This is a genomic window from Streptomyces sp. CA-294286 (assembly GCF_050947155.1).
Lineage (GTDB): Bacteria > Actinomycetota > Actinomycetes > Streptomycetales > Streptomycetaceae > Streptomyces.
On the sequence record NZ_CP192005.1, the window covers coordinates 869,591 to 883,098 of the forward strand.

Consider the following 13,508-nt stretch of genomic DNA (forward strand, 5'->3'; position numbering starts at 1 on the left):
AGCGGCGGGCCCGTCATGGACTGCGCAGGCTGAGTCGGGGCTTGGGGCCGTCGGTGCGACCGGTCGGGGGGCGGCGGCTGCCCGCCCGGTACGGGAGGGGCCAGGGAGCGCCGGGCCCGGAGTAGTCCTGTTCGGCGGCGGCGTGCAGGGTCCAGTGGGGGTCGTAGAGGTGGGGGCGGGCGAGTGCGCAGAGGTCGGCGCGGCCGGCGAGGAGGAGGGAGTTGACGTCGTCCCAGGAGGAGATGGCTCCTACGGCGACGACCGGAACGCCGAGGGTGTTGCGGATCCGGTCGGCGAAGGGGGTCTGGTAGGAGCGGCCGAACTCGGGGGCCTCGTCGGGGACGACCTGGCCGGTGGAGACGTCGATGGCGTCGGCGCCGTGAGCGACGAAGGCGCGGGCGATCTCGACCGCTTCCTCCTCGGTGGTGCCGCCGGCGGCCCAGTCGGTGGCGGAGATGCGGACGGTCATGGGTTTGTCGTCGGGCCAGATGCCGCGGACGGCGTCGAAGACTTCCAGCGGGAAGCGCAGGCGGCGGGCGAGGCTCCCGCCGTAGGCATCGGTGCGCCTGTTGGTGAGGGGGGAGAGGAAACTGGACAGCAAGTAGCCGTGGGCACAGTGGAGTTCGAGGAGGTCGAAGCCGCAGCGGGCAGCCCGCCAGGCGGAGGCGGCGAACTGTTCGCGGACGTCGATGAGGCCGGAGCGGTCGAGCTGGGCGGGTACCTGGTTGATGCCCGGACGGTAGGGCAGCGGGGAGGGGGCGACGAGGGGCCAGTTGTCGTCGGCTGGGAGCGGCTGGTCGATGCCGTCCCACATGAGCCTGGTGGAGCCCTTGCGGCCGGAGTGGCCCAGCTGCACGCCGATGGCGGTCCCCGGGGACCGCCGGTGGACGAAGTCGGTGATGCGCCGCCAGGCGGCGGCCTGTTCGGGGGCGTAGAGGCCGGCGCAGCCGGGGGTGATGCGGCCCTCGGGGCTGACGCAAACCATCTCGGTCATGACCAGGCCCGCTCCGCCGAGCGCGCGGGCGCCGAGGTGGACGAGGTGGAAGTCGCCGGGGACGCCGTCCTCGGCGGAGTACATGTCCATGGGTGACACGACGACGCGGTTGCGCAGTTCGAGGCCGCGCAGCCGGAAGGGGGTGAACATCGGGGGTGTGCCGGGCGGGCAGCCGAAGTCCTGCTCGACGGTTCCGGTGAAGGCGCTGTCGCGCAGCCGGAGGTTGTCGTGGGTGACGCGGCGGCTGCGGGTGAGGAGGTTGAACGCGAATTGCCGGGGCGGCTGGTCCAGGTAGGTGGCCAGGTCCTCGAACCAACGGAGGCTGGCGGCTGCGGCGCGCTGCGTGGACTCGACGACGGGGCGGCGTTCCGCCTCGTAGGCGGCGAGGGCGGTCGGCAGGTCGGGTTGTTCGTCGATGCATGCGGCGAGGGCCAGTGCGTCCTCGACGGCGAGCTTGGTGCCGGAGCCGATGGAGAAGTGCGCGGTGTGGGCGGCGTCGCCGAGGAGGACCGTGTTGCCGTGCGACCAGCGGTCGTTGACGACGGTGCGGAAGGCGATCCAGGAGGAGTTGTTGCCCTTCAGGGGACGGCCGCCGAGGGCGTCGGAGAAGAGCTTGGCGCAGCGTTCGACGGACTCGGCCTGGCCGCAGGCGTCGAGTCCGGCGGCGCGCCAGACCTCCTCGCGCATCTCGACGATGACCGTCGAGGAGTCCTTCGCGTAGGGGTAGCCGTGCAGTTGCATGGCGCCGTGTTCGGTCTCGGTGATCTCGAACCGGAAGGAGTCGAAGGCGAAATCGGCGGCGAGCCAGATGTACCGACAGTGGTGGGAGGTGAGGCGGGGACGGAAGACGTCGGCGTGCGCCTGGCGGGTGAGGCTGTGCACACCGTCGGCGGCGACCACCAGGTCGTGGGAGCGGGCGAGTTCGGTGGCGGGCGGAGCCTCGGTGCGGACGCGCAGGACGACGCCCAGCTCGCGGCAGCGGGCGTGCAGGATCTCCAGGAGCCTGCGCCGGCCGAGGGCGGCGAAGCCGTGGCCGCCGGAGGTGAGGCGGCGGCCCCGGTGGACGACGTCGATGTCGTCCCAGCGGACGAATTCGGCGGTCAGTGCCCGGTAGACCTCGGGGTCCGCGTGCTCGATGCCGCCGAGGGTCTCGTCGGAGAGGACGACGCCGAAGCCGAAGGTGTCGTCGGGGGCGCCGCGCTCCCAGACGGTGACCTCGCGGGCGGGGTCGAGCCGCTTGAGCAGCGCGGCGGCGTACAGCCCGCCGGGGCCGCCGCCGACCACGGCGATGCGCAGGGGGCGGCCGGTGTTCCCCGGGTCGGAGTGGGCCGGGGCCGCCGGGGAGGGGTGGGCAGGGGAGGGGGCGGGCGGGGTGGGGTGGGGGGAGGGGGGGCCCGGGGAGTCGGAGGCGGTGGTCGTCATGGCTGGCGTCCCTGCCACTTCGGGGGGCGCTTCTCGGTGAAGGCCGCGTGGAACTCGGCGTAGTCCTCGCCGTTCATGAGCAGGGCCTGGGTGGCGGCGTCGAGTTCGACGGAGGCGGCCAGTGGCATGTCGAGTTCCGCGGTGAGGAGGGCCTTGGTCTGGGCGTACGCCAGGGCGGGACCGTCGGCGAGACGGCGCGCGAGGGCGGCGGCGCGGGCACCGGCCTCGCCCTCCGCGGTCAGCTCGCTGAGCAGGCCGATCCGTTCGGCCTCCGGGGCGCGGACCGGCTCGCCCAGCATCAGCAGCCGGGTGGCGTGGCCCAGTCCGACGACCCGGGGCAGCAGGTAGGCCGCTCCCATGTCGCCACCCGACAGGCCCACCTTGGTGAAGAGGAAGGAGAACGTGACGGAGGGGTCCGCGATGCGGAAGTCCGCGGCCAGCGCGAGGACCGCGCCCGCTCCGGCGGCCACCCCGTGCAGGGCGGCGATCACCGGGAACGGCGCCTCGCGCAGGGCCCGTACGACCTGGCCGGTCATCCGGTTGAAGTCGAGGAGCTGGGCGGTGTCCATGCCGAGGGTCGCGCCGATGATGTCGTCCACGTCGCCGCCCGAGCAGAAACCGCGCCCCTCCCCCGCCAGCACCAGGGCGCGCACGGAGCGTTCCCTGGCGAGTTCGGCGAGGAGGTCGCGCAGGTCCGCGTAGGCCCCGAAGGTGAGGGCGTTGAGCTTCTCGGGCCGGGCGAGGGTGACGGTGGCGACGCCTTCGTCCAGGGTCAGCCGCAGGTGCTGCCACTTCTCGGTGCGCGGGGCGGAACTGAGGAACGGGCTCATGGGACGCGGGCCTCCCGGTTGCCGGTGGTGGCTGGTGGCGGTCCCCCGAAGTTATCATCGGCCCGTGACTCCCGTCACGAGTGCGCGATATTGCCCGATCCGCCCGCCGTTGGTCCCGTGCCGCTGTGGCGCAGGTCCCGCACGGTTTCGGCGAGCGACCCTAGGGGAACGGCCGTTCGCTTCGTACGGTGGAGGGGAGAAACACCGCTCCGCGATCGGATCCCGCCTTGCTCTCTGCCTCCGGCCCATCCTTCTGGCGCATCGAGCTGCCGCACTCGGCCTCCGCGGTGCCGCTGGCCCGCGCCCTGGTGCGTACGGCGCTGGCGGATCTGGGGACAGCGGCGACGGACTGCGACACGGCCGAACTGCTCACCGCCGAGCTCGTCGCGAACGCTGTGGAACACACCAGCAGCTCCACCCCCATCGAGCTGGTGGTGGAGCTGCTGCCGTCCGGCTGCCAGGTGGAGGTGCACGACGGCGACCCCGAGCCCCCGGGAAACCTGGACCGCTCGTCGGACGACGCGTGCCCCGACCCGTGGCAGGAGCACGGACGCGGTCTGCTGCTGATACGGACGCTCAGCTCCGACTGCGGCCACCGCCGCACCGACTCGGGCAAGGCCGTCTGGTTCAGGCTTCCGGCCGCGGGGTGACCTCAGGGGCGGCGTCCGCGGTCTTGCCCAGCCGCGAGTTCCGGCGGCCGTAGAGCGTGTACACCAACGCTCCGACGAGCAGGAACGCGCCGAACTGGAGCCAGGTCAGCCAGCCGGTCCCGTAGATCAGGTACAGGCAGAAGAGCACGCCCGCCACCGGCAGCACCGGGAAGAACGGCACCCGGAAGGACCGCGGGAGGTCCGGGTTGCGGCGGCGCAGCGCGATGACCGCGATGTTCACCACGGCCATGACGGCGAGGGTGCCGATGGTCGTGAGGTTCATGACGACGTCCAGCGGCACGACGGCCGCCGGGACCGCGAAGACGCACGCCACGATCCACGTGTTGGCGACCGGCGTGGAGGTCTTGGGCGAGACGCGTTCGAAGACGCGCGGGACGAGGCCGTCGCGGGACATCGACATGAGGATGCGGGTCTGCCCGTACATCACGGCCAGGACGACGGACGCGATGGCGACGACCGCGCCGAAGGCGATGATTCCGCCACCGAGGGTGGAGTCGGTGACCTGGTTGACGATCAGCGAGAGCGCGGCGGGCTTGGACGCCACGTCGCCCGCGGACATCGCACCGATGGCGGCCACCGCGACCAGGCAGTAGAGCAGCGTGACCACGCCGATGCAGATCATGATCGCGACGGGGATGTTCTTGCGCGGGTTCTTGACCTCTTCACCGGCCGTCGTGATCGCGTCGAAGCCGATGTACGAGAAGAACGCGAGCGAGGCGCCGGCCGTTACGCCCGCCATCCCGTGTTCGGCGAACGGCGAGAGGTTGTCGGAGCGGAAGGCGGTGAAGGCGATCGCGCAGAACAGCAGCAGTACGCCGATCTTGATCACGGCCATCACGGCGGTGGCGCGGGCGCTCTCGCGGATGCCCCGGACCAGGAGCAGCGCGGCGAGGGCGATCACGACGACGGCCGGGACGTTGACGACCCCGCCGTCGCCCGGCGGGTTGGAGAGCGCGGCGGGCAGCTGCCAGCCGATCAGGCTGTGCAGCAGTTCGTTGAGGTACTGCCCCCAGCCGACGGCGACGGCCGACACCGACACGCCGTACTCCAGGAGCAGGCACCAGCCGACGAGGAACGCGATGCGTTCGCCGAGGGTGGCGTACGCGAAGGAGTACGAGCTGCCCGAGACGGGGATCGCGCCGCCCAGCTCCGCGAAGGAGAACGCGGTGAAGATGCAGGTGATCGCGGCGAGGACGAAGGAGATCACGACGGCGGGGCCTGCCTCGGCGACGCTGTCGGAGAGCCCGACGAAGATGCCGGTGCCGACGATCGCGCCGACGCCGAAGCAGACGAGCTGGAAGAGCCCCATGGTCCGCTTCAGGCCGTGGCCTTCGAGGTCCGCGCCGGACTCGGCGACGAGGAGATCGGGCGACTTGATGCGTTGCAGCGGGGACATGGGGCGGTTCTCATCTCTGGTGCACGGTCTGAGCAAGCGAATGGGGTCCGAGCACATGTGCCCGAACCCCATGAAGCGATGACATCGTAAGCACCGCACCGCATGTTCACCCAATCGGGCGTATCGCTATTCGCGGCCCTTGGCCGTGCCCATCGTCGCCACCAGGACCGCCTTGATCGTGTGCAGCCGGTTCTCCGCCTCGTCGAAGACGACGGAGTGCGCCGACTCGAAGACCTCGTCGGTGACCTCCAGCGAGGACAGCCCGTACTGCTCGTGGATTTCGCGTCCGACCTTCGTGCCGAGGTCGTGGAAGGCGGGCAGGCAGTGCAGGAACTTCACGTCCGGGTTGCCGGTGGCGCGCAGCACGTCCATGGTCACGGCGTACGGGGTGAGCGCCTCGATCCGCTCCGCCCAGACCTCCTTGGGCTCCCCCATCGACACCCACACGTCGGTCGCGACGAAGTGCGCCCCCCGGACGCCCTCCTCGACCTCCTCGGTGAGCGTGATCCGCGCACCGCTGCCCTCGGCCAGTGCACGGGCCTGGGCGACGATTGCCTCGGCGGGCCAGTAGGCGCGGGGCGCGACGATCCGCACGTCCATGCCGAGCAGGGCACCCGTCACCAGGTAGGAGTTGCCCATGTTGAAGCGCGCGTCGCCGAGGTAGGCGAAGGCGGTCGTTCCCAGCGGCTCCCCCGGTCGGTGCTCGACCATCGTCAGCACGTCGGCGAGCATCTGGGTGGGGTGCCAGTCGTCGGTGAGCCCGTTGAAGACCGGCACTCCGGCGTACTGGGCCAGCTCCTCGACGGTCGCCTGCGCATCGCCCCGGTACTGGATGCCGTCGAACATCCGGCCGAGCACCCGCGCGGTGTCCTTCGGCGACTCCTTGTGGCCGATCTGCGAACCGGCCGGGTCGAGGTACGTCGTCGAGGCTCCCTGGTCGGCGGCGGCGACCTCGAAGGCGCAGCGGGTGCGGGTGGACGTCTTCTCGAAGATCAGCGCGATGTTCCTGCCGCGCAGCCGCGGGACCTCGGTGCCGGACTTCTTGGCCGCCTTCAGTTCGGCGGCCAGGTCGACCAGACCGCGGAACTCCTCAGCGGTGAGGTCCGCCTCCTTGAGGAAGTGGCGGCCTTCGAGAAACGACGACGTCATGGTGACGGCTCCAGGTGACGGCTCAGGATACAGAGATGCATCACTATACAGAAGAACGGGAACCTATACGGCCTCACGTTCGATCGGACAGCTCATGCAGCGCGGCCCTCCCCGCCCCCTGCCCAGTTCGCTGCCCCGGATCTCGATCACTTCGATGCCCTGTTTGCGCAGATGGGTGTTTGTCGTCGCATTGCGTTCGTACGCCACGACCACCCCCGGCTCGACGGCGAGGACGTTGCAGCCGTCGTCCCACTGCTCCCGCTCCGCCGCGTGCACATCCTGCGTCGCGGTCAGCACGCGTACGGAGTCCAGGCCCAGCGCCGCGGCGATGGCGCGGTGCATGTGCTCCCGCGGGTGGTCGGTGACCTTGAGTTCGTTGTCGCCGACGCCGGGTTCGATCGTGTACGAGCGGAGCATGCCGAGACCCGCGTACTGGGTGAAGGTGTCGCCGTCGACCATGGTCATCACCGTGTCGAGGTGCATGAAGGCCCGCCGCTTGGGCATGTCCAACGCGACGATCGTCTTCGCCGAACCGGCCGCGAACATCCCCCTGGCCAGCATCTCCACCGCCTGCGGGGTGGTCCGTTCGCTCATTCCGATCAGCACGGCACCGTTGCCGATGACCAGTACGTCACCGCCCTCGATGGTGGAGGGGTAGTCGCTCTGCCCCTCCGACCACGTGTGGAAGGAGCCGGACTCGGGGCCGGTGAAGAGCGGGTGGTGCTTGTAGATGGCCTCGAAGTGCACGGTCTCGCGCTGCCGGGCGGGCCGGCGCATCGCGTTGATGGACACGCCGTCGTAGATCCAGGCCGAGGTGTCGCGGGTGAAGAGGTGGTTGGGGAGCGGGCCGAGGAGGAAGTCGTCGGGCTCCATGACGTGGAAACGGACCGAGATCGGCTCGGAGTGCCGTTCCAGGTACTCGCGCTTGGTCATGCCGCCGACGAGCGCCTCGCACAGTTCGGCGGCGGGCAGTTCCTCGAAGGCGGCGCGCAGGTGGTCGGTGGCGAGCGGCCCGTACTCCTTCTCGTCGAAGACCCGGTCCAGTACGAGGCGTCTGGCGTCCGGGAGTTCGAGGGCCTCGGCGAGCAGGTCGCCGAAGAGGTGCACCTCCACCCCCCGGTCGCGCAGGACGTCCGCGAACCCGTCGTGTTCCTGGCGCGCGCGGCGCACCCAGAGCACGTCGTCGAACAGGAGCGCGTCCTTGTTGCTGGGCGTGAGCCGCTTCAGCTCCAGGTCGGGACGGTGGAGGATGACGCGGCGCAGCCGCCCGGTCTCGGAGTCGACATGGAATCCCATGGCTACATCCTGGCCGAGACGGGCGGCTCGCGCCCTGCTGATGACCACCGGCGTCGCGGCCGCTCCCGGCCCGGCCCCGGAAGGGCCCGCCGAGCCGCCCCGGCCCTCCGCGGTGCCGGGCCCGTGCCCGGCCCTCTCCAGCACCGGCGTCCACCCGTCTGGACGCTCGCGTCAGGACGGCCTTGCGCCCGCGCCGGCACCGCGGGACGCCCGGCCCAGGGCTGCTCGCCCCCTGCCAAAGAGCCTCGGACGTCCGCGCCGGGCAGGCTCGATCCCGGCGTACGGGCACGGCTCGACGCGCCGCTGGACCGGCACGGCTCGACGCCCGTGTACGAGCACGGCTCGACGCACCGTTGCACCGGCACGGCTCGACACCCTGCACGGGCATGGCCGGGGCCGCAGTCCTGCGACGGCGGCCCCGGCGACCCGGCGTGCCTCAGAGCCGCGGGTCGACCGGTTCCGACTCCAGCGCCAGCACCGCGAACACCGCCTCGTGCACCCGCCACAACGGCTCGCCCTCCGCCTGCCGTTCCAGCGCTTCGAGGCCCAGCGCGTACTCCCGCAGGGCGAGGGACCTCTTGTGTCCGAGAAAACGCCCGCGCAGCCGCTCCAACTGCTCGGGCCGGGTGTACTCGGGACCGTAGATGATCCGCAGGTACTCCCGTCCCCGCACCTTCACTCCCGGCTGGACGAGCCGCCCCTTGCCGTCCCGCACCAGCGCGTCCACCGGCTTGACGACCATGCCCTCGCCGCCCCGCCCGGTCATCTCCAGCCACCAGTCGACACCGGCCTGCACGGACGACTCGTCACCCGTGTCGACGACCAGGCGGCGGGTGGTGTGCAGCAGGCCGGTCGGGTCGTGCTCCACCAGCCGGTCCACCCAGGCGAGTTGCCGGTCGTGCGGGACCGCTGCGAGCGAGCGCCCCTGCGCCGCGAGCACCTGGAACGGTGCGAGCCGTACCCCGTCCAGGCCCTCGGTCGGCCAGCAGTACCGCCGGTAGGCCTCGGTGAACAGCCCGGCGTCGGCCGCCCGCTCCCGCTGTCGCGCCGCCAGGTCCCGGGCGCCGTCGACGCCGCGCGCCGCGGTCTTCTCCAGCGCGGCCAGCGCGGCGGGGAAGACCGCCCCGGACGCCGCGCCGACGGCCGCGTACTGCTGCCGCAGCAGCCCGGACGCCTTGAGGGACCAGGGCATCAGCTCGGCGTCCAGCAGAAGCCAGTCGCTGTCGAGCTCCTCCCAGAGCCCGGCCGCCTCCACGGCGGTGCGCAGCCGCGCCAGCACCAGCTCGCCGACGGCCTCGTCGCCGAAGAAGGGCCGCCCCGTCCGTGTGTGCACCACGCCCGTGACCCCGTCCGCTCCGAAGCGCTCCCGTGCCACGTCCGCGTCCCGGCACACCAGCACCACCGCGCGCGAGCCCATGTGCTTCTCCTCGCACACCACCTTGGCGACCCCGTCGCTGCGGTACTGGGCGAAGGCCTCGGCCGGGTGCTCCAGGTACCCGTCGACGGCGGACGTGCCCGTCGGCGCCATCGTCGGCGGCAGGTACATCAGCAGCTGCGGATCGACGGCGAACCGGCTCATCACTTCCAGTGCGGCCGCGGCGTTCTCCTCGCGCACCGCCACCCGCCCGTGCTCCCGGGTCTCCACGACCCGCCGTCCTGCCACGTCGGCCAGGTCCAGGGGACGGGCGTCGTGACCGCCCGGCGCTTCGGTCAGCAGCGGCCTGACCGGTTCGTACCAGACCTTCTCGGCCGGTACGTCGACCAGTTCGCGTTCCGGCCAGCGCAGCGCGGTCATCCTGCCGCCGAACACGGCGCCCGTGTCGAGGCAGAGGGTGTTGTTGACCCATGAGGTGCGGGGGACGGGCGTGTGTCCGTACACGACGGCCGCGCGGCCCCGGTAGTCCTCGGCCCACGGGTAGCGCACGGGCAGGCCGAACTCGTCGGTCTCGCCGGTGGTGTCCCCGTACAGGGCGTGCGAGCGGACGCGGCCCGAGGTCCGCCCGTGGTACTTCTCCGGCAGACCGGCGTGGCAGACCACGAGGTTTCCGCCGTCGAGGACGTAGTGACTGACGAGGCCGTCGATGAATCCGCTCACCTGTTCCTTGAACTCATCCGTCTCCTTGTCCAACTGCGCGATGGTTTCCGCGAGTCCGTGGGTGTGCTGGACGTTCCTTCCCTTGAGCCAACGTCCGAGCTTGTTCTCGTGGTTCCCGGGAACGCACAGGGCATTGCCGGAGGCGACCATTGCCATCACTCGGCGCAGCACTCCTGGGCTGTCCGGGCCGCGGTCCACGAGGTCGCCGACGAAGACGGCGGTCCGCCCCCGCGGGTGCACCCCGTCCTCGTACCCCAGTTTGCCGAGCAGCGTCTCCAGCTCGGAGCGGCAGCCGTGCACGTCACCGATGATGTCGAAGGGTCCGGTGAGGTGGGTGAGGTCGTTGTAGCGCTTCTCCAGGACGACCTCGGCCGCGTCGACCTCCGCCACGCTCCGCAGGACGTGCACCTTGCGGAAGCCTTCGCGCTCCAGGCCCCGCAACGAGCGGCGCAGCTCACGGCGGTGCCGCTGGATGACGTGGCGGGGCATGCCGGCCCGGTCGGGCCGCTCGGCGTTGCGTGCCGCGCAGACCTCTTCGGGCAGGTCCAGCACGAGGGCGATCGGCAGGACGTCGTACTTCCTGGCCAGCTGGACGAGTTGCTTGCGTGCCTCGGGCTGCACGTTCGTCGCGTCGACGACGGTCAGCCGCCCCGCCTGGAGGCGCTTGCCCGCGATGTAGTGCAGGACGTCGAAGGCGTCCCGGCTGGCGCTCTGGTCGTTCTGGTCGTCGGCGACCAGCCCCCGGCAGAAGTCGGAGGAGATCACCTCGGTCGGCTCGAAGTGCCGAAGGGCGAAGGTGGACTTGCCGGATCCGGTGGCTCCGACCAGTACCACGAGGGACAGGTCGGGGACGGGCAGGCTGCGCCCCGGGGCGCCGTCCTGCACGTCGTCACGGTTGACACTCATGCGGCCGTGTCCTCCTTCTTCGCTTCGTCGCGCACTGCTTCGCCCTTCTCGCTAGTGGCCGCCCGCGTGAACACGGCCATCTGGGTGGGCGGCCCGACCTGCGGGTCGTCCGGCCCGACGGGCGCGAACGCGACGGCGTACCCGTGCCGCCCGCCGACCTTCGCCGCCCAGTCCCGGAACTGCTGACGCGTCCACTCGAACCGGTGGTCGCCGTGCCGTGCGTGCCCGGCGGGCAGCGCCTCCCAGCGCACGTTGTACTCGACGTTCGGTGTGGTCACGATCACCGTCGTGGGCCGCGCCGAGCCGAAGACCGCGTACTCCACGGCGGGCAGCCGGGGCAGGTCGACGTGCTCGATCACCTCGCTCAGCACGGCCGCGTCGTACCCGGTCAGCCGCTTGTCGGTGTACGTCAGCGACCCCTGCGTCAGCGTGACCCGCTGGGCCTGCCGCTCGCCCATCCGGTCCAGGTTCAGCCGCCGCGAGGCGATGGTCAGCGCCCGCACGGACACGTCGACGCCCACCATCTCGGTGAACGTCACGTCCTTGAGCATGGCCTGCAGCAACTGCCCCTGCCCGCAGCCGAGGTCCAGCACCCGGCCTGCTCCGGCCTCCCGCAAAGCAGTCAGGATCGCCTCACGCCGTTGGACGGCGAGCGGCGAGGGCCGCTCCTCGGTCTCGGTCTCCTGCGCGACCGCGTTGTCGATCTCCTCGACGTCGGCGTCGTCGGAGGCCGCGAGCCGGGCCAGCTCCAGCCGCTCGGTGGCCTGCCGGGTCAGTCCCCAACGGCGCGCCAGGTAGCGGCTGGTGATGAGTTTCTGCTCCGGGTGACCGGCCAGCCAGCCCTCTCCCGCCCGCAGCAGCTTGTCCACTTCGTCGGGCGACACCCAGTAGTGCTTGGCGTCGTCGAGCACCGGCAGCAGGACATAGAGGTGCCGCAGGGCGTCCGCCAGCCGCAACTCCCCCTCCAGGACCAGCTGTACGTACCGGGAGTCCCCCCACTGCGGGAACTGCGCGTCGAGCGGTACCGGCTCCGCGCGCACCGACGCCCAGCCCAGCGGCGCGAACAGCTTCTCCACCAGCGCCGCGCCCCCGCGTGCGGGCAGGGCGGGCACCTCGATCCGCAGCGGCAGCGTCTGCGCCGCACGCTCGGGACGGGCGGTGCACACGCCGTGCAGGGCGCTCTTGAACACGCCGCTCAGTGCCACCGCCAGCAGCGAGGAGGCGGCGTAGGGGCGGTCGTTGACGTATTGCGAGAGCGCCGCGTCGGGCGAACCGCCCCGTCCCTTTCCCTTGCCCCGCCGCACGAGCGCGACGGGATCCACCTCCAGGAGCAGTGCAGCCGTGCAGCGCTCGGCGGTGGCCTCGGGGTAGAGGACGTGGGCCGTGCCGTGCGAGGTGGAGAACGTCTGCTTCCGCTCGGGATGCTTGTGCAGCAGAAATCCGAGGTCGGTGGCCGGACGTTCCTGGGTGCCGGAGGTACTGATCGTCAAGAACACGCGTCCGAGTATGGTCCGGTTCGCCCGGCCCGACCATGGGTTTTCCCGGTCCCGGTCCCGGCCCCCACACCGGCCACTCCCCGGCCCCGCTCCCCCCGTGCCCCGCTCCGGCCATGCCCCGGGCCCGCCCCGGAACCCGCTCCGGCCCATGCCCCTGCCCCGCCCCGGAACCCGCGTCTGCCGGGCCCGGCGGGGGTGAGTACTCGGCCGGAGGCCGGGCCGGGTGCTCGCCCCGGCCCCGGACCGAGTCACCGCCCGGCCCTGGCCTTAGCACTGCTCGCGCCTCAGCTACGGGCGCCCGTCCCGCCATGCAGGTCCGCGGCCAGCGCGGCGATCCGGTCCGGCCCCACCCGGCAGCAGCCCCCGACCAGACGGGCGCCGGCCTCCCGCCAACCCCGCGCCCGGCCCGCGTCGAACGTCCCGGCCCCCGCCCAGTCGCGCTTCACGGCGTCCCACCGCTCCCCGCTGTTCGGGTAGGCCACGACCGGCTTCCCTGTCGCCTGCGCGGCGATCGCCACCGCCCGGTCGACGTCCCCGGGCTCGCAGCAGTTCACTCCCACCGCGAGCACCTGGTCGTTGCCCGCGGCGACCGCGAACGCCTCGGCCAGCGGCTGCCCGGCCCGCGTCCTGTCCCCGGCGATGCTGTACGTCAGCCAGACCGGCGTCCCGGTTCCCCCGACCGCGCGCAGCAGCGCCTCGGCCTCGTCGACGTCGGGAACCGTCTCCAGGGCCAGCACGTCCGGCTCCGCCGCGGCCAGCGCCTCGATCCGCGGCCGGTGGAAACGCTCCAGTTCCCGCACCGAGAGCCCGTACCTGCCCCGGTACTCGCTGCCGTCCGCGAGCATCGCCCCGTACGGCCCGATCGAGGCCGCCACCCACACGCTCCGCTCCGCCGGCGCGGCGGCCTCCCGCGCCAGCGCCACGCTGCGGGCCAGCAGCACGCCCACCTCGTCGCGTGCCAGCCCCCGCTGCGCGAACCCCTCGTAGGTGGCCTGGTAGCTGGAGGTGATGAGCACCTGGGCCCCCGCCCGCACGTACGCCGCGTGCGCCTCCCTGATCTGTCCCGCGTCCTCGGCGAGGAGCCGCGCCGACCAGAGCGCGTCGGACAGGTCACACCCTTGCGAGCCGAGTTGGTTGGACAGCCCGCCGTCGAGGACGAGGGTCCCCTCGGCGAGTGCGGCAGCGAGCGAGCGGGTGGGCTTCACGGCTTCTCCTGTACGGCGTGGCTCGGCCGGGGCCGCACCCACGCGGGG

The 13,508-nt window shown here is 72.0% G+C and carries 9 protein-coding genes; 1 reads left to right on the forward strand and 8 read right to left on the reverse strand.

The genetic code is table 11. From position 1 onward, the window contains the following. Positions 1 to 13 precede the first annotated feature (13 nt). Together ACQPZG_RS08610 and ACQPZG_RS08615 are read right to left on the reverse strand one after the other, a co-directional pair. Positions 14 to 2,416: a bifunctional salicylyl-CoA 5-hydroxylase/oxidoreductase gene (locus ACQPZG_RS08610; RefSeq protein WP_433545246.1), complete on the reverse strand. Its 2,403-nt coding sequence runs from the start codon at positions 2,414 to 2,416 to the stop codon at positions 14 to 16. Next, entirely contained in the window at positions 2,413 to 3,246 is an 834-nt protein-coding gene (locus tag ACQPZG_RS08615) for an enoyl-CoA hydratase family protein (RefSeq protein WP_433545247.1), read from the reverse strand. The genes ACQPZG_RS08610 and ACQPZG_RS08615 overlap by 4 nt, the downstream gene beginning before the upstream one ends. A gap of 227 nt (positions 3,247 to 3,473) precedes the next feature. Here ACQPZG_RS08615 and ACQPZG_RS08620 point away from each other — a divergent pair, with 227 nt between their 5' ends. Beyond that, complete coding sequence (locus ACQPZG_RS08620; RefSeq protein WP_433545248.1) at positions 3,474 to 3,896, forward strand: ATP-binding protein; 423 nt, start codon at positions 3,474 to 3,476, stop codon at positions 3,894 to 3,896. Here the strand turns inward: ACQPZG_RS08620 and ACQPZG_RS08625 are convergent. From ACQPZG_RS08625 to mmuM, 6 genes are all read right to left on the reverse strand, one after another. Further along, positions 3,874 to 5,313, reverse strand: coding sequence for an amino acid permease (locus tag ACQPZG_RS08625; RefSeq protein WP_433545249.1), 1,440 nt, complete (start codon positions 5,311 to 5,313; stop codon positions 3,874 to 3,876). The genes ACQPZG_RS08620 and ACQPZG_RS08625 overlap by 23 nt on opposite strands. 126 nt (positions 5,314 to 5,439) lie before the next feature. Further along, entirely contained in the window at positions 5,440 to 6,462 is a 1,023-nt protein-coding gene (gene argF / locus ACQPZG_RS08630) for an ornithine carbamoyltransferase (protein ID WP_433545250.1), read from the reverse strand. 63 nt (positions 6,463 to 6,525) lie between these two features. Next, a complete protein-coding gene (locus ACQPZG_RS08635; protein ID WP_433545251.1) occupies positions 6,526 to 7,758 on the reverse strand; it encodes an arginine deiminase in 1,233 nt (410 codons plus the stop codon). Positions 7,759 to 8,194: 436 nt separating this feature from the next. After that, complete coding sequence (locus ACQPZG_RS08640) at positions 8,195 to 10,759, reverse strand: polynucleotide kinase-phosphatase (RefSeq protein ID WP_433545252.1); 2,565 nt, start codon at positions 10,757 to 10,759, stop codon at positions 8,195 to 8,197. Next, positions 10,756 to 12,255: a 3' terminal RNA ribose 2'-O-methyltransferase Hen1 gene (locus ACQPZG_RS08645; protein ID WP_433545253.1), complete on the reverse strand. Its 1,500-nt coding sequence runs from the start codon at positions 12,253 to 12,255 to the stop codon at positions 10,756 to 10,758. The genes ACQPZG_RS08640 and ACQPZG_RS08645 overlap by 4 nt, the downstream gene beginning before the upstream one ends. Positions 12,256 to 12,539: 284 nt before the next feature. After that, positions 12,540 to 13,460: a homocysteine S-methyltransferase gene (mmuM, locus tag ACQPZG_RS08650; protein WP_433545254.1), complete on the reverse strand. Its 921-nt coding sequence runs from the start codon at positions 13,458 to 13,460 to the stop codon at positions 12,540 to 12,542. Positions 13,461 to 13,508 lie beyond the last annotated feature (48 nt).